This is a genomic window from Acidimicrobiia bacterium, assembly GCA_040878325.1.
In the GTDB taxonomy this organism is placed as follows: domain Bacteria; phylum Actinomycetota; class Acidimicrobiia; order Spongiisociales; family UBA11373; genus JAUYIV01.
The window spans coordinates 1-23,607 of sequence record JBBDMM010000001.1 but is presented as its reverse complement, the minus strand read 5'-3'; the positions used below and the strand labels follow the sequence as shown (position 1 = coordinate 23,607).

Here is a 23,607-nt window from a genome sequence, read left to right as displayed (position 1 = left end):
ACCTCCGACAATGCCTGCTCGCATCGCCCCGTCGCTTCTGGCGGCAGACTTTGCCCGTCTTGGCGAAGAAGTCGCCCGGGTCGAAGCCCACATCGACCTGTTGCACCTCGACGTGATGGATGGGCACTTCGTCCCCAACTTGACCTTCGGCATGCCCGTCATCGCAGCGTTGCGGGCCGTCACCGCTCTCTACTTCGACTGCCACCTGATGGTCACCAATCCGATTGCACTGTTCGAGCCGCTGGCGGCCGCGGGCGCAAGTCTGGTGACGATTCACATCGAGGTGCATCCGGATCCCACCCGAGCCGCCGAGGAGGCCCGCCGGAACGGGCTGGGTTTCGGGCTCGTTCTCGACCCGGGGACACCGTTCGAAGCCGTCGCCCCGTTCGCCGAGTTGTGCGACCTCCTCCTGGTGATGTCGGTTCATCCGGGATTCGGCGGCCAGGCATTCATTCCGGAGGTTCTTCCCAAGCTGGAGGCGGCCAGGAAGTTCATTGACTCCGCGGGACTCCCTACCGATATCGAAGTAGACGGGGGCATAACGACGAGCACAGCTCGATTGGCCCGGGATGCCGGTGCTGACGTGTTCGTGGCCGGAACGTCGATTTTCCGGGCGCCTGACCCCGTCGCGGCGATCAAGAGCCTTCGGGCGGCGGCAGACGGGATGGAATGAGCGGACAGATCCTCATCATCGACGACGATCCAGATATCGTCAGGTTCGTCGAGACGAGCCTCACCATGGATGGCTATGTCGTCCGTAGCGCTTTTGACGCGCTTGCCGGGATCGAGTCCGCCCTCTCCGACCCGCCGGAACTGGTTCTTCTCGACCTGATGATGCCGGGGACGGACGGATTCGAAGTGTTGCGTCGCCTCAAGACCAGCCCCGCGTCGGCCAACGTCGCCGTAGTGCTGCTGACCGGCAAGGCAAACGTGCGCGACCTGGTTCGGGGCCTGGACGGGGGGGCGGACGACTACATCACCAAGCCATTCGACATCGAGGAGCTTCGGGCGCGGGTGGGCTCGGTCCTGAGGCGATCGAAGGCGATGCGAGATCTTTCACCTCTCACCGGCCTCCCCGGAAACTTCCGTATCTCTGAGGAGTTGGAACGCATGGTCGCGGGGGGAGGACCGGCTGCAGTGGTGCACGCCGACCTCGACAACTTCAAGGCATTCAACGACCACTACGGGTTCATGCGGGGGGACAACGTGATCAAGTTCACAGCCAACACCCTGGTCGAGGCAGCGGTCGAAGTCGGCGATCCTTCGTGCTTCATCGGCCATGTGGGTGGCGACGACTTCATCATGGTGATGGACCCGGCGTCGTCGGAGCAGTTCTGCAAGGCGGTGGCGGAGCGGTTCGACGATGGAATCCTCGACTTCTACGACACCCATGACGCGATGCGCGGCTACGTCGAGGTGATCGACCGGCGAGGGGAGCGACATGCCTTCCCGATCGTGTCGATCTCGCTCGGCGTCGCCACCAACAGTCGCCGTACTTTCACCAGTGAGTGGGAGGCCTCGGCCATCGCCGCCGAGATGAAGGAGCACGCCAAGAGCGAGGCCGGTTCGTCGTTCAGGATCGATCGAAGGACGAAGTAGGGCGCAGGTAGCAGGTCAGGCGTCAGATCGTCTTGCGATTGGCGATTGGCGAGAGGCGTCGTGGGGCTCGACCGACACTCGGTCGTATCGCGTATCGCGTATCGCGAATTGCGAACCCGGCGAAGCCGGGTTCATCGACCATTACACTTCTGTCGCGCCCCCTCTTCGGGGCAGGGTGAAAGTCCCTACCGGCGGTGAAAGCCCGCGAACCCTTGCCAACCGCGAGGGCCGAGCCGATGGAATACCGGCGCCGACGGTGACAGTCCGGATGAGAGAAGAGGGGTACGTGTCGCGCGCTCGCGCCCGCGTGCCCCGGACGGGAGACGAGCGTTGCGCGAACACATGCTCGAGGCGATCCGGCTGGCAGCCGCTGAGCACCCCCACCCCAACCCGCGGGTGGGGGCCCTGGTGCTGGACGCGGCCGGACGGGTCGTCGGCCGGGGGGCGCACGCCGGGCCCGGTACACCTCACGCCGAGCGGCTCGCTCTGGCCGAAGCCGGTGATCGTGCTCGTGGCGGGACGGTGGTGGTAACTCTCGAGCCGTGTGCCCATTCGGGCCGCACCCCACCCTGTACCGACGCCGTCATCGCGTCGGGAGTCGCCCGCGTGGTGGCCGCAGTGGGTGACCCCGATCAGCGGGTCGCCGGCCGGGGATTCGAACTGCTGCGCGACCGGGGCATCGAGATCGTCGCGGGTGTGGCGGCGGAGGAGGTATACGCCCTCGATCCCGGCTACTTCCATCATCGAGCCACGGGACTGCCGTTGATCACCGTGAAGATGGCGGCAACGCTCGACGGCCAGTCGGCCGCTTCGGACGGCAGATCGAAGTGGGTGACCGGTACCGCCGCACGCGAGGATGCACATCGGCTACGAGCGGGCTCCGATGCGGTCCTGGTCGGTTCCGGCACCGTGATCGCCGACGACCCCCGCCTCACCGTTCGACTGCCCGGTTACGAGGGCCCCCAGCCGCGTCCGGTGGTGGTCGCCGGCCGCAGCCTGATTCCGCCCGTAGCAGCCGTGTTCGGGCGCGATGCGATCGTGTACTCGGCCCTTCCGGTCGATCTCCCTGCCGAGGTCGTGGTGATGCCCGGGGTCCACGGCGTAGACCTGGAGTCGATGGTGGCCGACATGGGGAAGCGGGAGTTCCTCGACGTTCTCTGTGAGGGTGGGGCCACCCTCGCCGGTGCCATCCTCCGAGGTGGTCTGGCCAGGAGACTGGTCGTGTACCTGGCGGGTGCGCTCGCCCTCGGGACGGGGCGGCCGATGCTCGACGGCGTCTTTGCGTCGATGGACCAGCTGACCCCGGTCGAAATCACGGATGTCGTTCGGCTTGGTCCCGACCTTCGGGTGGACGCGGAGGTTCGCTGATGTTCACCGGAATCGTGGCCGAGGTCGGCTCGATCGCAGGAGTGGCGGCGGCCGGCCGGAGCCGTCGACTGTCGATCTTGGGTCCGCACACTCACCTCGGGCTGTCGGTGGGCGACTCGGTCGCGGTAAACGGGGTGTGCCTGACGGTCGTCGCGATGGGACCAACCCTCTTCGATCTCGAGGCGGTTCCCGAGACCCTGGAGCGCACCAATCTCGGCGCCCTCGCGCCGGGGTCGACGGTCAACCTCGAGCGCCCGGTGGCCGCCGCCGGCCGTTTCGACGGGCACCTCGTGCAGGGCCATGTGGATGGGGTGGCCTCGGTGCGGTCATTGCGCAGCGATGACGAGTCATCCCGGTTGTGGTTCGACCTTGCCGCTGAGCACCACCGCTACATCGTGCGAAAGGGTTCGATCGCCCTCGACGGGGTGAGCCTCACCGTCTCGGGCGTCGACGACTCTGGGTTCGAGGTCGTTCTGATCCCGCACACCCTTCAGGTGACGACGATGGGTGCGCTCGCCGTCGGCGATCAGGTGAATTTCGAGGTCGACGTCCTGGCGAAATACGTCGAACGACTCATGGAGACCCGTTCATGACCCTGGCCACGGTCGAGGAGGCAATCGCGGCGGTGCGTAGCGGCGAGTTCGTCGTGGTGGTCGACGACGCGGATCGCGAGAACGAGGGCGATCTCATTCTCGCCGCCGAGAGGGTCACGCCGGAGCGGATCGCCTTCATGGTTCGCCACACCTCAGGACTCATCTGCGTGCCGCTACTCGGCGAGCGGCTCGACGAACTTCGCCTTCCGCTGATGGTCACCGAGAGTACCGACTCGCACCGCACGGCCTTCACGGTTTCGGTCGATTCGCTGCAGGGGACCACCACCGGGATTTCGGCCGCCGACCGTGCAGCGACGATCCGGGCACTGATCGACCCGGCCACCGACCCAGCCGACCTGGCCCGTCCCGGACACATTTTTCCGCTGCGCTACCGGCAGGGCGGGGTGCTGCGCCGGGCGGGGCACACCGAGGCGGCCGTCGACCTGGCCCGCCTCGCTGGCCTCTACCCGGCCGGGGTGCTGTGCGAGATCGTGAGCGAGGACGGTTCGATGGCCCGCTTCGAGGAGCTGCAGCACTTTGCGACCGAACACGGGATTCCCATGGTCAGCATCGCCGATCTCATCTCGTACCGGCGCCACCGCGAGCAACTGGTAGAGCGGATCGCCGAGGCCCGGATTCCAACCGCCTTTGGCGAGTTTCGCGCCGTCGGTTACGAGTCACGACTCGACGGCACCCAGCACATCGCCCTCGTCAAAGGCGAGGTGGAGGACAAGGAGAACGTGCTGGTGCGCGTCCACTCGGAGTGCCTCACCGGCGACGTATTTGGAAGCCTGCGCTGCGACTGTGGCATGCAACTGCACGACGCGATGGCAAAAATCGCCGGCGAGGGCGAAGGGGTGGTCGTCTACTTCCGCGGTCATGAAGGCCGCGGGATCGGGCTGATGCACAAGCTCCAGGCCTATGCCTTGCAAGAGAACGGCCGGGACACGGTGGAGGCGAACCTGGACCTTGGGCTGCCCGCCGACGCCCGGGACTACGGGATCGGGGCACAGATCCTGGTCGATCTGGGTGTCCGCTCGATGCGACTACTGACGAACAACCCCACCAAGCGGGCGGGGCTCGAAGGGTACGGGCTCAGCGTGACCGGGCGAGTACCGCTCGAAACCGAGCCGACCGATGAGAATCGGGCGTACCTCGCGGCAAAGGTCGCCAAGCTCGGCCACCTGATGGATCTGGGTACCGATGGCTGATATCGTCCCACCGTTCGATGCGCGCGGGTTGCGGGTGGGGATAGTCGTCGCCGAGTTCAACGGATCGATCACACAAGGACTGTTGCGCGGAGCCCTGGAGGCTCTCGATCGGGCAGGGGCACCCAACCCCACCGTCATTTGGGTGCACGGGGCGTTCGAGTTGCCGGTGGTGGCCCGGGCGCTGGTCGAGGCAGGCCACGATTGCGTGGTCGCCCTCGGCGCAGTGATCCTGGGGGAGACGGATCACTATCAACATGTGGCCACTCAGACCGCGGCGGGACTCCAGCAGGTGGCGGTGGACACCGGAGTGCCGGTGGCCTTCGGGGTCCTCACCACCAGCACCGCGTCGCAGGCAGTCGAACGCAGCATCGCCGGCCCGGCGAACAAGGGTGCCGAGGCCGCCGAGGCCGCAGTGCGGGCGGCTCACGCCGTGCGGGCGCTGCGGGGCACCTGAAGCGACGCGGCTGGAGGGTCCACCCGCGTTAACGTCGGCAGGTGCCCACTGTCCCCATGTTGCGCGGAGCTCTGAAGGGGTCTGCGCCGGGCCTCGTCGTCGAGCGATCGCTCTGGGAGGCTGGCGCCACCGTCGTCGTCGGGGTCGACGAGGTGGGCCGGGGAGCCTGGGCTGGCCCGATCACCGTTGGCGCCGTCGTCGTTCCGCGCGACCGTCGGATCTACAAGCTCCGTGACTCGAAGATGCTCACTGAGGGCGAACGAGAGGCGCGCTTCGATCGGGTCGCAGAGTGGTGCGAAGCATGGGCGGTAGGTCACGCCTCTTTCGAAGAGTGTGATGAACTGGGTATGTCGGAGGCCCAGCGGCTAGCAGCCAGGAGGGCGATCGACGGGCTCGGAGTGACTCCTGAAGCGGTGGTGGTCGATGGGTCGTGGGACTTCGTGGGAGGCCCCCGCACCGAGACCATTGTCAGGGGGGATGCCACCTGCCTGTCGATCGCGGCCGCGTCGATTCTCGCCAAGGTCACCCGCGATCGGCTCATGCGAGTCGAAGCCGAGCACTATCCGGCCTACGGGTTCGACTCGAACAAGGGCTATCCCGAACCACGCCACCAGGCCGCCCTCCAGTGGTATGGCCCGAGCGCAATCCACCGTAGGTCGTGGGTATTCATGGACTCGCTGATGTGGAACGGGGTCGCACGGCTGGTGCGTCCGGAGGCGCAGGGACGGTTGTTCTAAGAGCGCGATTCGCGATACGCGATTCGCAATTCGAAGGAGCCAGGATGATCTCCCAGCGGCGGGGTCGGCGACCCTCTGTCGTATCGCGTATCGCGTATCGCGTATCGCGTATCGCGTATTGCGCATCGCGTATCGCTATGCTTGCTGCACAACTGAATACGAAAGAGGAGGCGCTGCTTCCCACCCGGCCACGAGAATCGTGCGCCGTGGTCGTTCTCACGAGACGGCAGCCGCTGCCGTCTTTCACTTTGTCGGCCGTCGAGGAGGAGATCAGATCACACAGGAACTGAGGGTCAACGACAAGATCAGGGCGAAAGAGGTGCGTGTCGTCGCACCGGACGGAAGCCAGATCGGCGTGCGGAAGATCGAGGAGGCCAGGTGGCTCGCCAGCCAACTCGGATTGGACCTCGTCGAAGTGGCACCGGATGCCAAACCGCCCGTGTGTCGGATGATGGACTACGGCAAGTACAAGTACGAGCAGTCGGTCCGTCAGCGTGAGGCCCGCAAGAAGCAGACCAGGACGGTTGTCAAGGAAGTCAAGTTCCGGCCCAAGATCGACACTCACGACTACGAAGTGAAGAAGCGCCGGGTCATCGAGTTTCTCGACGAGGGCGACAAGGTGAAGATCACGATGATGTTTCGGGGACGCGAGGTGACCCACCCGGAGCTGGGGGAGCGAATCCTGAAGCGACTGGCGGCGGATGTGGTCGGAATCGGCGGGGTCGAGACCGGCCCGAAGCTCGAGGGCCGCAACATGACCATGCAACTGACGCCGGAGAAGCGGCGCCGGGAGGCCGACGAGGGATCGGCGGCTGACGAGACGACGACCGGCGACCTTGCGGCCGGCACGAATGATGATGATGCGGCCACGGCCGCCGAGGAGTGAGAAATGCCGAAGCAGAAGACGAGACGATCAGCGGCCAAGCGGTTCAAGGTCACGGGCAGCGGCAAGCTCCGACGCCTTCAGGCCTTTCGGGCGCATCTGGTCATGGGAAAGAAGTCGAGCTCGCGGATGCGACGGCTTGCGGGGGACACCGAGGTGTCTTCCGCCGATCGCAAGCGGGTCAATCGGATGTTGGGACGCTAGGAGGCGGCTGATGGCAAGAATCAAGCGCTCCGTCCACTCGAAGAAGAAACGCCGGAAGATTCTCGAGCGGGCGAAGGGATACACGGGGGCTCGCAGCCGCCGGCTCCGTACTGCCAACGAGCAGGTGATGGGGGCGATGCAGGATGCGTACTCCCACCGGAGGGCCCGTAAAGGAGATTTTCGCCGGCTGTGGATCGCCCGCATCAATGCGGCCGCCCGCCAGCACGGCACCACCTACTCGCGCCTCATCGCAGGCCTCAAAGCGGCCGAGATCGAGATCGACCGGAAGATGCTCGCCGAGATGGCGGTGTCGGATCCAGCGGCCTTCGGTGCCCTGGTGAAGGTGGCCGGCGCGGCGGAGTAGGGCGAGAGCCTCGTCCCGCCGTTGGTACATGGCATCTTGTGAGTTCGTTCCCGAGGTGACCGGTTGATCACTTCTCTTCGCAACCCCGAGGTGGTGGCGGTCGTACGGCTCCATCGGCGGCGGGGGCGCGCCGATGCGGGGCGAACGCTGCTGGAGGGGCCGGTGCTGATCGGCGAGGCGGTGGCCAACGGTTTCCCGATCGCGGCGATCTATGGGCTGGAGGACGATGAGGTCGGCGTCTCTCTGGGCAGTGCCGCCGGCGTCGAATTCACCGCGGTGAGTCCCGAAGTGCTGGCGAAGCTGTCGACCACCGAGGAGGCGCAGAGCCCGGTGGCGGTGATGGCGATCCCGGCTCCATCCGCCATCCCCTCGGGACGCTTGATCGTCGCTTGGGGGGTGGGCGACCCAGGCAATTGCGGCAGCCTGATCCGCACTGCGGCGGCCCTCTCCTATGCCTTCGTCGCGGGGCCGGGCTCGGCGGATCCATGGTCGCCCAAGGTGCTGCGGGCAGGCGCCGGCGGCCAGTTCCGCACCACCTTGGCTCAAGCCGACCATCTCGACCAGGTCCAATCCGGAGGTCGAGTGCTGATCGCCACCGTGGTCGAGGGCGGCGTTGCTCCCGGGCCGCTCCCGGCCGATGCCGCCATTCTGGTGGGGAGCGAGCCCCACGGCCTCCCCGCCGAGATCGTGGCCTCCGCCGATATCCGGGTGACCATTCCGATGGCGAGCGGCGCCGAGAGCCTCAATGCGGCGGTTGCCGGGGCCATCGTCGCGTTCCTGGGCGGCTCGGGACCGTCGCCGGGCGGCACGATCTAACCTGCTCTCGCAGTGACCTCACCCGACGAGATCCGGTCGTTCGTCGCCGCCGCCCTCGAGCGGCTCGAAGCCGCGTCATCCTTGGCCGCGGTCGACCAGGTCGAGGCCGACCTGGTCGATCCCGCCTCCCCGGTGACCGTGGGCCGGCGATCGCTGCGAGAAGCCGACGCGGCCACCAAACGCGACCTTGGCCGGGTCGTCAACGAGGCTGCCACCCGATTGAACAGCCGAATCGAGGAGCGGCGGCTCGAGCTCCAGTCGGCTCAGCGCGACGCCCGTCTGGCGGAGGAAGGACTCGACATGACCCTCCCGGGCCGGGCACCGGCGAGAGGTGCCGTCCATCTGGTACGGCAGGTGTGGGACGAGGTGGTGGACATCTTCGTGGGTCTCGGGTACACGGTGGCGTCCGGTCCCGAGATCGACACGGACTATCACAACTTCCGGGCGCTGAACTACCCCGACGCCCATCCCGCCCGGCTCGAGACGGACACCCTCTACATCCGACACGGCGACGATCCCGAAGGGGTGCTGCTGCGCACGCAAACGTCCACGGTGCAGGTGCGATGGATGGAGGAGCACGATCCCCCCGTGTACATCGTCGCCCCCGGCAGGGTGTATCGGCGAGAGACCACCGACGCCACCCACGCGGTGGTGTTCCACCAGCTGGAGGGACTCGTCGTCGACGAGTCGATCACCTTTGCCGACCTGCGGGGGACTCTGCAGCACATGGCCGACGAGTTCTTCGGTCCCGGCCGCAGGCTGCAGTTCGTCCCGAACTTCTTCCCCTTCACCGAGCCGTCGGCCGAGATGCACGTGTCGTGTTTCGGCTGCGATGGAGCGGGGTGCCGGATATGCAGCCAGACGGGGTGGATCGAATTGCTCGGCTGCGGAATGGTCGATCCGAACGTCCTCGAGAACGTCGGCTATGACCCCACCCGGGTGTCGGGTTTCGCCTTCGGGATGGGGTTGGATCGGCTGGCGATGATCCGGTACCAGGTGCCCGAGTTGCGCCATTTCTTCAGCTCCGATCTACGGGTCCTGGAGCAGTTCCGATGAAGGCCTCGCTTCGCTGGATCGAGGAGTTCGTGGATCTGCCGGTGGACGATCCTGACGAGATCGCCCGGGTCTTGACCGTTCTGGGGATCGAGGTGGAGACCGTCGAACGGCTCGAGGTCCCCTTCTCGGGGGTGGTGGTGGCGCGGGTGGAATCGATCCGGCCGCATCCGGATGCCGATCGGCTGCGCGTGGTCACTCTCGACTCTGGTAGCCCTCCACTCGAGGTCGTCTGCGGCGCATGGAACTTCGACGCGGGCGCCACCGTCGCCTACGCCCGGGTGGGATCTGTGCTGGCGGGGGGGCTGGAAGTGGGGGAGCGCGAGATCCGCGGCGTCGCCTCTCCGGGGATGATCGCATCGGAGACCGAATTGGGGATCGGCGACGAATCCGATGGCATCCTCATCCTCGACGGCGGTCTCGTCCCCGGGTCCGACTTCGCCGAGACGCTGGCGTACCCGGACGCAGTGTTCGACTTGTCGATCACCCCCAATCGCCCGGATGCGATGTCGATCTACGGGATCGCCCGCGACCTGGCTGCCTACTTCGACGTCCCGGTGCGGTTCCCGGTCCCGACGGTCGCGCCGACTGGCGGTGCCACCAACGCGGTGGTGCGGGTGGAAGAACCGGCGCTCTGTCCCCGGTTCACGGCGCGCGAGCTGCGGCAGGTGACCGTGCAGGCCTCCCCTTTGTGGATGAGGGACCGCCTGCGCCGAGTGGGAATCAGGCCGATCAACAACATCGTCGACATCACCAACTATGTGATGATCGAATACGGCCAGCCGTTGCACGCTTTCGACCTCGATCGCATCCCCGAAGAGACCATCGTGGTGCGGCGAGCACGCCCGGGGGAGACCCTGCGAACCCTGGATGGAGCAGATCGGGAGCTCACCGAGGCCGATCTCGTGATCGCCGGTCCGGAGAGCCCGCTTGGCCTGGCGGGGATCATGGGTGGTGAGGAGTCGGAGGTGTCCGGGGCGACCACCCGGATACTGCTCGAGGTGGCCCACTTCGCGCCGGAGGGGGTGCTCCTGGCAGGAAAGCGTCATGGCATGCGGTCCGAGGCCGTGTCGCGTTTCGAAAGGGGCGTCGACCCCCACCTTCCGCCGCTTGCGTCGGCGCGCGCCGCCGGGCTGATGGTCGACCTCGCCGGCGCCGAGGTCGCGGATGGCTTCATCGACCACTACCCGACGCCATGGATCGCACCGGTGGTGACGCTGCCGGCGGGGGAGGCGCAGCGACTGCTGGGCATTCCGATCGATCCGAAAACGGCGGCGGCGTACCTGCGGAGGCTCGGGTTCGCGGTGTCGGGCAAGTCCGATCTCGTGGTCACCGTGCCGTCCTTTCGGCCGGATGTGAGCCGCCCGGCCGACCTGGTCGAAGAGGTGGCCCGGATCCACGGGTATGACAAGATTCCGGCAACCCTGCCCTTCGGCAAGGGCGGAGTGCTTCCGGCCTGGTCGCGGCGCGAGCGGCTGATCCGCCAGGTGATGGTCGGGGCGGGCTACTTCGAAGTCTGGAACTTCGATTTCATGGGCGTTGAGGCACTCAAGGCGATGGATATCCCGGCAGGCGATCGGCGGAGCTCCCCGGTAGAGGTCCGCAACCCGCTGGGCGACGAACAGCGGCACTTGCGGACCACACTTCTGCCCGGCCTCCTCGAGGGAGTCGCCCTCAATCAGGCTCGAAACCTCGGCGATGTGAGCCTCTTCGAGATGGGGACGGTCTTCTTCCCATCCGACGCCGAATTGCCCGAGCAGCCTCAGCAGCTCGCCTTCGTGGCGTCCGGGCGGACTCCAGGGGCGGCGTGGGAAGCGCGTCCCGAGCGTGATGCCCGCGATGCCACCGGGGTCGTCGAGGCGCTGCTTGCCGCGCTCCATATCGACGGCCGACTCGAGCAGGTGCACGAGGCGGGTTACCACCCCGGGCGATGCGCCCGGGTGATGCTCGGGGAAGAGGCGATCGGGTTCGTGGGGGAGATCCACCCCGCAGTGTCGGAACGATTCGGAATCACCGGCCGGGTTGCCGCCGGCGAGTTGGATCTGGACGCCCTCATCCCGCGCCGGGTGGCGTTCCGGGCTCCCAGCCTGTTCCCACCCGTGGTGTTCGACCTCGCGTTCGACCTCGCCGAGTCGGTCCCTGCCGCCTCCCTCGTGCAGGTGATCCAAGGAGCCGCCGGAGAAATGCTGGAGCGCGCCCGCATCTTCGACGTGTTCCGTGGCCCACCGCTGGAGCCCGGGAGAACGAGTGTCGCCGTGCGGCTCACGTTTCGGGCTCCGGATCGAACCCTCACCGACGAACAATTGATACCGGTCCGCGAGGCGATCGCCGGGCAGGTCGCCGAAAAACTAGCCGGGCGTCTCCGAGGAGGCTGAGATGGATTTCAACCGGGTAGCCGACCTCGGAGCCAAAGGACTGCACGCGGTGCTCGACGTGGCAGCGGCGGTGAAGCAGGACCCGGCCAAGACGCGGGGAGCGCTCGCCGGGAAGCGGGTCGGGCTGTTCTTCCAGAAGCCCTCGACCCGAACCCGGGTGTCGTGCGAAGTCGCCGTCACCGACCTGGGGGCGGTGCCCATCGTGCTGAAGCAGGATGAGGTGGGGCTGGGGAGCCGCGAGGCGGTGGAGGACGTCGCCCGGGTGCTCGACCGCTACTTGGACATCCTCGCCTTCCGTGTCTTCCGCCACGGTGACCTGGTGACGATCGCCAAGTTCGCCGAAGCGCCGGTGATCAACCTGCTCTCCGATCTGGAGCACCCATGTCAGGCGCTGGCGGATCTACAGACACTGGCCGAGAACCGACCCCTCAAGGGCGCGACCATCGCCTATGTGGGCGATGGTAACAACGTGTGCAACTCGCTGATGATCGCCGGTGCCGCGGTCGGCGTCACGGTGCGGGTTGCTTCGCCGGCCGGATATGCCCCGGCGGAGAAAATAGTGGCGGAAGCTCGGGCGGTCGCCGTGGCCGGCGCTGAGATCGTGATAACTGAGGACCCTGAGGCGGCGGTGGCGGGTGCCGACGCGGTCTACGCCGACGTCTGGACATCAATGGGTCAGGAGCTCGAGTCGCAGCAGCGACTGAAGGCGTTCGATCCGTATCGCATCGATGAGGCCCTGTTTGCCCGCGCCGGCGAGCAGGCGATCTTTCTCCACTGCCTTCCTGCGCACCGCGGGGAGGAAGTGACCGACGGGGTGATGGATCACGCCCGGAGCCGCGTGTTCGATCAGGCCGAGAACAGAATGCACGCGTTCAAGGCGCTACTGCTCCACATCGCCGGGTGACCGAACTCGGCGGCCCGGTGCTGGCGGCGGCCAGGTGGCTTCTCGGCCGGCATCTGGTCAGTGAGGTGGACGGGGATCGGGTAGTGGTGGCTCTCACCGAGGTCGAGGCCTACGACGGTGCCAACGATCCTGCCAGCCATGCCTTCCGGGGCGAGACGCCGCGCAACAGCAGCATGTTCGGCGCTCCGGGCACGCTCTACGTCTACCGCTCGTATGGGGTCCATTGGTGCATGAACGTGGTGTGTGGGCCGCCGGGGACCGCGGCCGCCGTGCTGCTGCGGGGTGGAATCCCGGTCGAGGGTCACGAGACCATCGAGCATCGGCGGGGAGGCCGCCGTCCCCTGACGGTGGGGCCGGGAAACCTCACCCAGGCGCTCGGGGTCACCGGGGAGCACGATGGGTCGTCGCTGTCCGGGGGCCCGCTGCGCCTGGAAGCCGGGCTGCTGACGGGTCGCGTGACCGCGTCGCCCCGGATCGGGATCTCGCGGGCGACCGAGCGCCTGTGGCGTTTCGTGCTGAGGGGGGTGAGCGAATAGGCGCTGGCTTCATCAGGTTTCGGCTTGTCGCAAGCTGAAACCTGATCCCGGGGCGAGCGCTCACCCCCTCGCCCGATTGACGCGGTTTCAAAGGGTGTGGTCACTATCGTGGCCCACGGAGAAACACGACCGATGCCTCGCCTCGGGGTGGGTGCGCTGGGGATCGCGCTGATCGCCACTGCCTGCTCGGTGACACCAATCGAGGATCCGGGGATTGGAGCGGGCGGCCTCACCACGACGGTCCTTGCGGCCGATGGCTCGGTATTGGCCGAGTGGCACGCAGAGGAAGACCGTCAGCTCGTTGCGTACTCCGATCTGCCCAAACATCTGGTCGATGCCGTCGTCGCCATCGAAGACCGCCGCTTCTGGATCCACAACGGGGTCGATGTGAGAGCGGTGGCGCGGGCCACCCGGGAGAATATCGAGGCGGGGGCCGTGGTCGAAGGCGGATCGACGATCACCCAGCAGTACGTCAAGAACGTGCTCCTCTCGGATGATCTCACCCTCGAGCGCAAGGCTGAAGAGATCGGCCTCGCCCTCCAGCTCGAGACCACCCTCACCAAGGAGGAGATCCTCGAGCGTTACCTCAACACCATCTATCTCGGTGAAGGGGCGTACGGGGTGAGCGCCGCCGCCAAGCGGTACTTCGGACTCCCGGTGGGATCATTGAGCCTCGGCCAGTCGTCGTTGCTCGCCGGCCTGATCCTCGCCCCGTCGGATCTGAACCCTTATGAGCATCCAGTCGAGGCGATGGCGCGGCGTGATCTGGTGCTCGCCGAGATGGTCGGCCTCGGGTGGATCGACCAGTCGGCTGCCACCGAGGCATCCGCGGAGCCTCTCGACCTGGCCGTTCGGGGCGTATCCGACCTGATGAGGTTCCCCTACTTCACCGACGAGGTGCGCCGAAGACTGCTCGAGAACCCGGCGCTCGGGGCGACCGCCGACGACCGGTACGAGGCGCTCACCACCGGCGGGCTGACGATCTACACGACCATCGACCCTGCCGTTCAGATGGCGGCGGAAGCGGCGATCGCCTCGGTGCTTCCAGATGACGGCCCGGCGGCGGCACTGGTTGCCATCGATCCCCGCAACGGCCATGTCCTCGCCATCGTCGGCGGGGACGGCTTCTACGACGCCTCCGACCCCATCGGTCAGTTCAACCTTGCAACGCAGGGGAGGCGGCAGCCCGGCTCTGCCTTCAAGCCGTTCACCCTGGCCGCCGCCCTCGAGTACGGGATCGAGCTCGACAGCACCTGGCCCGGCGGACGGGCCGCCTACATCCGTACCGCCGACGAGGTGTGGACGGTGCGTAACCACAAGGACGCCTACTTCCCGGGTCTCTCGCTGCTGGAGGCGACCGTCTTCTCGGTCAATGTGCCCTACGCCCACCTGATTCACCTGATCGGGGCCGACCGTGTGGTCGCTCTGGCCAAGGAGATGGGCATCACCGCCGACCTGGCCGCAGTGCCGTCGATTGTTCTCGGCACCGAAGAGGTGACCGTGTTCGACATGGCGGCCGCCTACGGGACCTTCGCCAACGATGGCATCAAGGTGGACCCGGTGCTCGTGAGCCGAATCGAGGATCGCGATGGCCGGGTGATCTACGAGCATCTCCCCACCTTCGAGCGGGTTCTGGACGAATTCGTGGCCCAGCAGGTGACGGCGACGCTCACCGAGACGGTTCGTCGGGGGACCGGTCAGCAAGCAAAGATCGGTCGGCCGATTGCCGGCAAGTCGGGCACGACCGAAGCCACCCACGATGCCTGGTTCGTCGGGTACACGCCCGAGTTGGTCGCCGCAGTTTGGGTTGGCTTCGCCGAGGGCAACAAACCGATGGTCGCCCCCAACACACCCTTCACAGTCACCGGAGGAACCTGGCCGGCGCAGATCTGGTCGCGTTTTGGCATCGCCGCGCTTGGCGGCGTCGGGTATTCAGACGCCCCCGAAGCGGGCAGCAACGACATGGTGACCGTAAAGATCGATGTGACCACCGGGTTCCTCGCCGGTCCCCTCTGTCCCCGGTCGAATGTCGCCGATATCCAGCTTCAGGCGTCGTCCGTGCCCCGAATCGTTTGCCCGATCCACAACCCCGAGGGTCTGGCAATCCTCGCCGACGGAACGGTGCCTGGAGTCGGCACCTACACGATCGTTGATGCGGTATCGGTGCTCGAGGCCGCCGGATACACGATCTCGCTGCTCTGGGCCGACGTGCCGCAAGTCCCGGGCACCGTGATCGGGCAATTCCCTGCCCCGGGGTCGGAGCTTCCGATCGGATCGAAGGTGGAACTGGTCGTGGCGGGGCCCGAACCCGGCACGATCGCCCCGGACGTACTCGGTCGCCATCGTTCGGACGCAACCGAGCGGTTGACCGCGGTCGGGCAAGAAGTGACCGTGATCGTCGTGGCCGACCCGAACGCCTCGGTGGAGCCGTATCGAGTGTGGGCACAGATGCCGGGGCCGGGAGAGCCGGTCACCGGGAGGGCGACCATCTGGGTGCAGCCCGCCGGCTAGCGGAATCTCAGCAGGAAGTACCTCTTCTTGCCGACGCGCAGCACGACCGTGCCATCACCAAGGAGATCCTTCGGGCCGATCGCACGGGCCGGATCGTCGACGATGGCGTTGTTGATCTGGACGCCACCTTGAGTGACGAGGCGCTTGGCCTCCCCGTTCGACGCCGCCGCGCCGGCTGCGACCAGGGCCTCGAGAACCCCCACGCCCTCTTTGAGAGCCGACGCTGCCAACTCCGTCGAAGGAGCCGAGTCGAAGGCGTCGGAAAGGGTTCGTTCGTCGAGGTCGGCGAAGGGACGGTCGCCAAAGAGCGCGTCGGAAGCGCGTTGCGCCTCGGCGAGGCCCTTGTCGCCGTGCATTATCCGGGTGGCCTCGGTGGCCAGTGAACGCTGCGCGGGGCGGGCCGCCGCATCCTCGAAGGTCGCCGCCTCCAGTTCGGCGATCTCGTCGAGCGGCAGGAACGTGTACAGCCGGAGGAACCTGCCGACGTCGGCGTCGGGGACGTTGAGGAACCATTGGTAGTAGGCATAAGGGCTGGTCTCGTCGGCGGCAAGCCACACCGCTTCGCCCGACGACTTGGCGAACTTCTTGCCGTCGGATCGTTCGACCAGCGGCCAGACGAGGCCGAACACCTTCGCACCGTGAAGGCGCCGGGTCAGCTCGACCCCGGCGGTGATGTTGCCCCACTGGTCGGAGCCGCCTATCTGCAGGCGACACCCCTCGATTTCATACAGGTGGGCAAAGTCGAAGGACTGCAGCAGCTGGTACGAGAACTCGGTGAACGAGATGCCGTGCTCGCGCTCCTCGAGGCGTCGTCGCACCGACTCACGGGCGATCATCTGGTTGACCGAAAAATGCTTGCCGACGTCTCTGAGAAAGTCGACGAGTCGGAGCCCTCGCAACCATTGGTCGTTGTCGATGAGCAAGCCCGACTCGGGATCGGAGAGATCGACGATTCGGCTCATCTGATCGCGGAGCCGCTCGACGTTGGCCGCGATCTGGTCGTCGGCCAGCAGTTCTCTCTCCCCGTCGCGCCCGGAGGGGTCACCGATCCGGCCGGTGCCACCTCCTACTAGGGCAATGGGGCGATGCCCCGCGCGTTGCAGCCAGGCCATGGCCATCAGTCCGAGCAGGTTCCCGATGTGGAGCGACGATCCAGAGGGATCGGCCCCGTAGTAGAAGGTGACCTTCTCGTCGGCCAGGAGGCCGCGCAGGCCCTCGACGTCGGTGACGTCCTGGACGAAGCCGCGCTCGGCGAGTGTGTCTAGGGGGTGGGCCATCGACGCCGCAGGGTAGCGACGGTGGTGGGCCCCCCGAGGGTCAGCCGCCGACGACGAGGGTGCCGACCATGTTCTCATGGCCCGGCACGGTGCAGATGAACTCGTACGACCCTGCCGGGGCGTTGAACTCGATGCGGCGGCCGGTAGAGGCCGGCAACTCGAGTTCGAGATCGAGCGCTTCGATCGCGAAGGTATGCCGGATTGAATCCTTGTTGTCTACGTAGACCGCAACAGTGCCGGCGGTAGCGCTGAGTGAATCGGGCACCCATTCGGCGACGTCGGCCGCGAGCCGGATATCACCGGCCGCCGTCGGATCGTCCTCGAGGCCGAGGGCGAGCACGACGCTGACCACGGTGCCTGCGAGCAGGATGATGGCGGCGCCGATCCAAGAGAGCGAAGCGGCCCGAGCGGACAGGGGACGCCACGCCGCGACCGCCACGAGTATCGCCAGGATGGAAGCCAGCAGGGTCATGAGGGTGATGTTGAACCCGATCGCAGATTCCGGGTGGCTGAGATCGTCCACGACATAGGGGATGCTGGTCAGGATCGTTGCGAGTCCGATCCCACCGAAGACGCCGAAGGTGATCCGGTTGGGGCGCCACCGGGTGAACCCCCAGGCGACGATGAAGGCGACGCCGATGATGATGACCGGCGGGATGATCTCTCCAGACGCGAGGGTGATGATGATCACCCAGAGCGCCATCCCCACCGCGACGATCGCGGCGACCCGTCTCCAGGCTGGCCCAACGGTTGATTCAGTCACGGATCTCCCCTCCGGTGTTGCACGGCGCCAGAGAATAATCACGCCGGCTCGGGGAATGCCGACTCAAGCGGGGGAGTTGGAGACCGATGTGGTGCTGGGCCCGCACGGTCTTTGACGAGTTCCGGCCCGGTGCTACAGTTCTGGTCCCTCCCGGGACTCAGCGACGAGCGCGCGTGCCCTGGGACTTCGGAGTGTCTGGCTCCTTGACAACTAAACAGTGTGCCAAAAGCCAGTTTTGCCTCTCCCGACAAGGTGGGTTCGTCCCGTCGCGTCTGGGGAGGCCGTACTCGAGTAGAAGGTGCTGGAGCGATCCGGCACCGGATGTCAGAGACAACGATCTGATGTCAGACGTGGGTGAACGGTTTGGCCAGACACCCACAACCAAACTCGAACAACTGAGGATTCTGGGTCTTCGGACCCGGATCTTTCGTCGGAGAGTTTGATCCTGGCTCAGGACGAACGTTGGCGGCGTGCTTAATGCATGCAAGTCGAACGAGGGTCCCTTCTCGGGTAACCGAGTCGGGACACCTAGTGGCGAACGGGTGAGTAACACGTGAGAAACCTGCCCCGGAGACCGGAATAGCCCAGGGAAACTTGGATTAATGCCGGATATCCTCGAATGATCGCATGTTCGATCGAGGAAATGGTCCGCTGCTCCGGGATGGTCTCGCGGCCTATCAGCTTGTTGGTGAGGTAACGGCTCACCAAGGCTCCGACGGGTAGCTGGTCTGAGAGGACGATCAGCCACACTGGGACTGAGACACGGCCCAGACTCCTACGGGAGGCAGCAGCAGGGAATTTTGCGCAATGGACGAAAGCCTGACGCAGCAACGCCGCGTGGGGGATGAAGGCCTTCGGGTTGTAAACCCCTTTCAGGAGGAACGAAATTGACGGTACCTTCAGAAGAAGCCCCGGCCAACTACGTGCCAGCAGCCGCGGTAATACGTAGGGGGCGAACGTTGTCCGGATTTATTGGGCGTAAAGAGCTCGTAGGCGGCTCAGCAAGTCGGCCGTGAAAACCCGGGGCTCAACCCCGGGACGCCGGTCGAAACTGCTGTGGCTAGGGTTCGGTAGAGGAGAGTGGAATTCCCGGTGTAGCGGTGAAATGCGCAGATATCGGGAGGAACACCAGTAGCGAAGGCGGCTCTCTGGGCCGATACCGACGCTGAGGAGCGAAAGCTAGGGGAGCAAACAGGATTAGATACCCTGGTAGTCCTAGCTGTAAACGTTGGGCACTAGGTGTGGCGGACTCATTGACGTCTGCCGTGCCGCAGCTAACGCATTAAGTGCCCCGCCTGGGGAGTACGGTCGCAAGGCTAAAACTCAAAGGAATTGACGGGAGCCCGCACAAGCGGCGGAGCATGCGGCTTAATTCGATGCAACCCGAAGAACCTTACCTGGGTTTGACATCATGGGAAAAGCCGTGGAAACACGGTGTCCGAAAGGGCCCATGACAGGTGGTGCATGGCTGTCGTCAGCTCGTGTCGTGAGATGTTGGGTTAAGTCCCGCAACGAGCGCAACCCCTGTCCTATGTTGCCAGCGGATAATGCCGGGGACTCATAGGAGACCGCCGGGGACAACTCGGAGGAAGGCGGGGACGACGTCAAGTCATCATGCCCCTTATGTCCAGGGCTGCACGCATGCTACAATGGCAGGTACAACGGGCTGCGATCCCGCGAGGGTGAGCCAATCCCTAAAAGCCTGTCTCAGTTCGGATTGGAGTCTGCAACTCGACTCCATGAAGCTGGAGTCGCTAGTAATCGCGAATCAGCCAAGTCGCGGTGAATACGTTCTCGGGCTTTGTACACACCGCCCGTCACATCACGAAAGTCGGCAACACCCGAAGTCAGTGGCCCAACCCTTACGGGAGGGAGCTGCCGAAGGTGGGGTCGGCGATTGGGATGAAGTCGTAACAAGGTAGCCGTACGGGAACGTGCGGCTGGATCACCTCCTTTCTAAGGAGCAATTGAGGTCCTAGTGACCTCGAGCTTCTAGTCAATGAACTGGCTATTCATTTCGAATCGTTGAGATCCGATCGTGGCTTCGGCCCGATGGGATCGATCGCCGGCGTGGGCACACTGTTTAGTCGTGAGGGAGTCAGAGCCACCTGGCACTGATTCACTCTGGCACCTTGAGAACTGCATAGCGAGCACAAGCGTCTTGTATTCACATGATTCAAGCTACTAAGGGTTTGCGGTGGATGCCTTGGCGCTGGGAGCCGATGAAGGACGTAGCAGGCTGCGATAAGCCCCGGTGAACCGCCAAGCAGGTTTTGATCCGGGGATTTCCGAATGGGGAAACCCGTCTGGGGTAATGCCCAGTCACTCCGGTCTGAATATATAGGACCGGAAGAGGTAACCGGGGGAATTGAAACATCTCAGTACCCCGAGGAGAGGAAAGCAATAGCGACTCCCTGAGTAGCGGCGAGCGAAACGGGAACAGCCCAAACCAGCACGGCGTGATAGGCCGGTGCCGTTGTCGTGCTGGGGTTGTGGGAGCCATCTGACGGACCACCGGGTCCGTCGAGGAGTTACAAACTCAGGCGTTAGCCGAACATACCTGGAAAGGTAGGCCATAGGAGGTAACAGCCCTGTAGGCGAAAACGCACTGAGCTCCTAATGGAGTTCCCAAGTAGCACGGGGCCCGTGAAATCCCGTGTGAATCTGCGAGGACCACCTCGTAAGGCTAAGTACTCCCCAGCGACCGATAGTGAACTAGTACCGTGAGGGAAAGGTGAAAAGCACCCCGGTGAGGGGAGTGAAATAGAACCTGAAACCGCTTACCTACAAGCAGTCGGAGGATCACTTCGGTGATCTGACGGCCTGCCTTTTGAAGAATGAGCCGACGAGTTAGCAGTACGTGGCAAGGTTAAGGCGTTAGCCGTAGCCGCAGCGAAAGCGAGTCTTAATAGGGCGTCTAGTCGCGTGCTCTAGACCCGAAGCCGGGTGATCTATCCATGGGCAGGGTGAATCGAGGGTAAGACCTCGTGGAGGCCCGAACCCACCAAGGTTGAAAACTTGGGGGATGACCTGTGGATAGGGGTGAAAGGCCAAGCAAACCCGGCGATAGCTGGTTCTCTCCGAAATAGCTTTAGGGCTAGCGTCGCGTGTTCCACGTTGGAGGTAGAGCACTGATTGGGTAAGGGGGCCTACAAGCTTACCGACCCCACTCAAACTCCGAATTCCAACGTGCCACAGCGCGGCAGTCAGACCATGGGGGATGAGCTTCTTTGGTCAAAAGGGAAACAGCCCAGATCGCCAGCTAAGGTCCCTAAGTCTGGACTAAGTGGGAAACGATGTGGAATTGCATAAACAGCCAGGAGGTTGGCTTAGAAGCAGCCATTCCTTGAAAGAGTGCGTAACAGCTCACTGGTCGAGTGGTTCTGCGCGGAAAATGTAACGGGGCTCAAGTCCAGCACCGAAGCTGCGGGAATCCATCAAGCTCGACTCGGTCCTTCGGGATCGAGTCCAGGCGGTGGATTCGGTAGGAGAGCGTCGAGCGGCCAGCGAAGCGGCGGCGTGAGCCAGCCGTGGAGGCCGCTGGAGTGAGAATGTCGGCATGAGTAGCGAGAGGGGAGTGAGAATCTCCCCCGCCGAAAGTCCAAGGTTTCCTGGGGAAGGCTCGTCCGCCCAGGGTTAGTCGGGGCCTAAGGCGAGGCCGTGAGGCGTAGTCGATGGATAACCGGTTGATATTCCGGTACCACCACGTGCGCGCCAAGGCCGAATCCAGTTTGCTAAGGAAAGCCCTTCGGGGCCTACCGACCCAGCTGGTAGTAGGCCAGCGATGGAGTGACACGGAAGGGTAAGCAGACCCGGGCGTTGGTTGACCCGGGGTAAGCATGTAGGGCGAGGTCCAGGTAAATCCGGATCTCACAAAAAGCCTGAGGTGCGATGCCGATCCGCTTTTAGGAGAAGCTGCTGAACGCCCAAGCCGTCGAGAAAACCTTCTAGCGAGTGCACGAGGTGCCCGTACCCCAAACCGACACAGGTGGACAAGTAGAGAATACTAAGGCGCGCGAGATAACCGTGGTTAAGGAACTCGGCAAAATTGCCCCGTAACCTAGGGATAAGGGGCGCCCCAGTACGGTTAGAGGACTTTGCGTCCTCGAGCCGGAGGGGGCCGCAGTGACTAGGCCCAAGCGACTGTTTACTAAAAACACAGCAGCGTGCTAAGTCGCAAGACGACGTATACGCTGTGACGCCTGCCCGGTGCCGGAAGGTCAAGAGGAGGGGTTAGCCACTTCGGTGGCGAAGCTCTGAATTTAAGCCCCGGTAAACGGCGGCGGTAACTATAACCGTTGGAATACCAACTGGCGGTTGGTAAACCTGGCTATATGCTGGAACATCCGAGCATCCGGCGGTACTAGTTCGTGTCGCACCCGGCCAATAGGGTGCGACCATGAGCAGTGACAATCCGTCCGGTGCGGACAATCAGCAGGAAACCGTAAAGGGATCCTCAGAGACTGTACGCCAGGCGCCGCATCAGCGGCGATGAGACAGTCCGACCCCTATGGCGACATAGGGAGTGAGGCAGAAATGTCCTCGCCACTCTCTCTTCGGAGAGGGGAGTAACAACGTGCCTAAGGTAGCGAAATTCCTTGTCGGGTAATTGAATTGCCCGGTGCGAGGGCGACCTCGCACAACAACCCCGCTCATAACGGCGAAACCCTCACCGACTGCCTCGTGTCAAGGACGAGGCGAGAGTCGGCGGGCGATGCCGTGGGAAGCCCTCTGTCGAGATGACTCGGCATGGCCCCGTAACGACTGATCCCGAAAGGGAGAGGCTCCGGTGACTGTCACACCCGCGACATATGTTGCGGGGATGGCAAATCTACCGCCGGGGCAACACGCGGGCTCTCAGAACAGTCGACTCGATGTTCCGTCATACATCAGTGGTTACTTCGATGGCGAAGGATGCTTCTCGGTGTCGATCTCCCCAAAACCTCGTCTGAGGGTTGGGTGGGAGGTCCGACCGAGCGTATCGATCAGCCAGAACGAAGACCGCCGGCAAGTCGTGGATCTCATCCACTCGTACTTCGCTTGCGGCTCGATCCGGCCCGATACGAGCGATCAAACGATCAAGTGGGAATGCAGGAGCGTCTCACAGATCGTGAGTCGTATTCTTCCGCATTTCGATAGTTGGCCACTCGTGTCAGCGAAGCAAGCAGATGTGGAGCTCCTCGAGCAAGTCTGCATGCTGATGCTGGAGGAAGCGCACCTCGAGCCCAACGGGCTCAAGATGATCGCCCGCCTGGCGGGCGCCATGAACCCCAGTGGGGTTCGTCGCTACTCGATGAGTGATATTGAGCAATCGTTCTGAGATGAAGGCATAGTCTGTCGCCTCTGGAAACAGAGGAAATCGATGAAGTTCCGACCTGCACGAATGGCGCAACGACTTGGGCGCTGTCTCAACCACGGACTCGGCGAAATTGCAATGTGAGTGAAGATGCTCACTACCTGCGACAGGACGGAAAGACCCCGGGACCTTTACTGCAGCTTGGCATTGGAGTTTGGTGTGTTATGTGTAGGATAGGTGGGAGACTTGGAAGCGGAGGCGCTAGCTTTCGTGGAGTCAACCTTGAAATACCACCCTTGACATTCTGGGCTTCTAACCTCGATCCGTTATCCGGATCAGGGACATTGCCTGGCGGGCAGTTTCACTGGGGTGGTGGCCTCCTAAAATGTAACGGAGGCGCCCAAAGGTTCCCTCAGTCCGGTTGGCAATCGGACGTTGAGTGTAAGGGCACAAGGGAGCTTAACTGCGAGACCTACAAGTCGAGCAGATGCGAAAGCAGGGCCTAGTGATCCCACGGCGGCATGTGGAAGCGCCGTGGCTCATCGGCTAAAAGGTACCCCGGGGATAACAGGCTTATCTTGCCCAAGAGTCCATATCGACGGCAAGGCTTGGCACCTCGATGTCGGCTCGTCGCATCCTGGGGCCGTAGCAGGTCCCAAGGGT

At 64.4% G+C, this 23,607-nt stretch carries 18 protein-coding genes, 2 rRNA genes and 1 riboswitch; of the genes, 18 read left to right on the top strand and 2 right to left on the bottom strand.

Annotation, left to right across the window (positions count from 1 at the left end; translation table 11 throughout):
* Positions 1 to 10 precede the first annotated feature (10 nt).
* The 16 genes from rpe (at position 11) to WD184_00025 (ending at position 15,608) form a co-directional block, all read left to right on the top strand.
* Positions 11 to 673: a ribulose-phosphate 3-epimerase gene (rpe, locus tag WD184_00100; protein ID MEX0825152.1), complete on the top strand. Its 663-nt coding sequence runs from the start codon at positions 11 to 13 to the stop codon at positions 671 to 673.
* Complete coding sequence (locus WD184_00095; protein MEX0825151.1) at positions 670 to 1,599, top strand: response regulator; 930 nt, start codon at positions 670 to 672, stop codon at positions 1,597 to 1,599. The genes rpe and WD184_00095 overlap by 4 nt, the downstream gene beginning before the upstream one ends.
* A gap of 157 nt (positions 1,600 to 1,756) precedes the next feature.
* A riboswitch (FMN riboswitch) is annotated at positions 1,757 to 1,883 on the top strand.
* A gap of 46 nt (positions 1,884 to 1,929) precedes the next feature.
* On the top strand, positions 1,930 to 2,967 hold the full coding sequence (gene ribD / locus WD184_00090; protein MEX0825150.1) for a bifunctional diaminohydroxyphosphoribosylaminopyrimidine deaminase/5-amino-6-(5-phosphoribosylamino)uracil reductase RibD: 1,038 nt from the start codon (positions 1,930 to 1,932) through the stop codon (positions 2,965 to 2,967).
* The gene (locus WD184_00085; GenBank protein ID MEX0825149.1) at positions 2,967 to 3,560 is read left to right on the top strand and encodes a riboflavin synthase; all 594 of its coding nucleotides are present in this window, start codon (positions 2,967 to 2,969) and stop codon (positions 3,558 to 3,560) included. Before ribD ends, WD184_00085 begins: the two co-directional genes overlap by 1 nt.
* A complete protein-coding gene (locus WD184_00080; GenBank protein ID MEX0825148.1) occupies positions 3,557 to 4,771 on the top strand; it encodes a bifunctional 3,4-dihydroxy-2-butanone-4-phosphate synthase/GTP cyclohydrolase II in 1,215 nt (404 codons plus the stop codon). The genes WD184_00085 and WD184_00080 overlap by 4 nt, the downstream gene beginning before the upstream one ends.
* Positions 4,764 to 5,225, top strand: a complete 462-nt coding sequence (ribH, locus tag WD184_00075) for a 6,7-dimethyl-8-ribityllumazine synthase (protein MEX0825147.1) — start codon at positions 4,764 to 4,766, stop codon at positions 5,223 to 5,225. Before WD184_00080 ends, ribH begins: the two co-directional genes overlap by 8 nt.
* Before the next feature lie 56 nt (positions 5,226 to 5,281).
* Positions 5,282 to 5,962: a ribonuclease HII gene (locus WD184_00070; protein ID MEX0825146.1), complete on the top strand. Its 681-nt coding sequence runs from the start codon at positions 5,282 to 5,284 to the stop codon at positions 5,960 to 5,962.
* 199 nt (positions 5,963 to 6,161) lie between these two features.
* A complete protein-coding gene (gene infC / locus WD184_00065; GenBank protein MEX0825145.1) occupies positions 6,162 to 6,848 on the top strand; it encodes a translation initiation factor IF-3 in 687 nt (228 codons plus the stop codon).
* A 3-nt stretch (positions 6,849 to 6,851) separates the two neighbouring features.
* Positions 6,852 to 7,049 carry a 50S ribosomal protein L35 gene (gene rpmI / locus WD184_00060; protein ID MEX0825144.1) on the top strand — a complete coding sequence of 66 codons (198 nt, stop codon included), beginning with the start codon at positions 6,852 to 6,854 and terminating at the stop codon, positions 7,047 to 7,049.
* Between the two features lie 10 nt (positions 7,050 to 7,059).
* Positions 7,060 to 7,413: a 50S ribosomal protein L20 gene (gene rplT / locus WD184_00055; GenBank protein MEX0825143.1), complete on the top strand. Its 354-nt coding sequence runs from the start codon at positions 7,060 to 7,062 to the stop codon at positions 7,411 to 7,413.
* A gap of 63 nt (positions 7,414 to 7,476) precedes the next feature.
* The gene (locus WD184_00050; protein ID MEX0825142.1) at positions 7,477 to 8,229 is read left to right on the top strand and encodes an RNA methyltransferase; all 753 of its coding nucleotides are present in this window, start codon (positions 7,477 to 7,479) and stop codon (positions 8,227 to 8,229) included.
* A gap of 12 nt (positions 8,230 to 8,241) precedes the next feature.
* Positions 8,242 to 9,285: a phenylalanine--tRNA ligase subunit alpha gene (pheS, locus tag WD184_00045; GenBank protein ID MEX0825141.1), complete on the top strand. Its 1,044-nt coding sequence runs from the start codon at positions 8,242 to 8,244 to the stop codon at positions 9,283 to 9,285.
* Entirely contained in the window at positions 9,282 to 11,657 is a 2,376-nt protein-coding gene (gene pheT / locus WD184_00040; GenBank protein MEX0825140.1) for a phenylalanine--tRNA ligase subunit beta, read from the top strand. The genes pheS and pheT overlap by 4 nt, the downstream gene beginning before the upstream one ends.
* 1 nt (position 11,658) lies before the next feature.
* Positions 11,659 to 12,561, top strand: a complete 903-nt coding sequence (argF, locus tag WD184_00035) for an ornithine carbamoyltransferase (GenBank protein ID MEX0825139.1) — start codon at positions 11,659 to 11,661, stop codon at positions 12,559 to 12,561.
* On the top strand, positions 12,558 to 13,097 hold the full coding sequence (locus tag WD184_00030) for a DNA-3-methyladenine glycosylase (GenBank protein ID MEX0825138.1): 540 nt from the start codon (positions 12,558 to 12,560) through the stop codon (positions 13,095 to 13,097). Before argF ends, WD184_00030 begins: the two co-directional genes overlap by 4 nt.
* A gap of 132 nt (positions 13,098 to 13,229) precedes the next feature.
* Complete coding sequence (locus WD184_00025) at positions 13,230 to 15,608, top strand: PBP1A family penicillin-binding protein (protein MEX0825137.1); 2,379 nt, start codon at positions 13,230 to 13,232, stop codon at positions 15,606 to 15,608.
* On the opposite strand, the gene tyrS is transcribed toward WD184_00025, so the two are convergent.
* Positions 15,605 to 16,885, bottom strand: a complete 1,281-nt coding sequence (tyrS, locus tag WD184_00020) for a tyrosine--tRNA ligase (GenBank protein MEX0825136.1) — start codon at positions 16,883 to 16,885, stop codon at positions 15,605 to 15,607. The genes WD184_00025 and tyrS overlap by 4 nt on opposite strands.
* A gap of 40 nt (positions 16,886 to 16,925) precedes the next feature.
* Positions 16,926 to 17,648, bottom strand: a complete 723-nt coding sequence (locus tag WD184_00015) for a cupredoxin domain-containing protein (protein ID MEX0825135.1) — start codon at positions 17,646 to 17,648, stop codon at positions 16,926 to 16,928.
* A gap of 427 nt (positions 17,649 to 18,075) precedes the next feature.
* Here WD184_00015 and WD184_00010 point away from each other — a divergent pair.
* Positions 18,076 to 19,604 (top strand): 16S ribosomal RNA (locus WD184_00010).
* Between the two features lie 218 nt (positions 19,605 to 19,822).
* A 23S ribosomal RNA gene (locus WD184_00005) occupies positions 19,823 to 23,607 on the top strand; the annotation flags it as partial.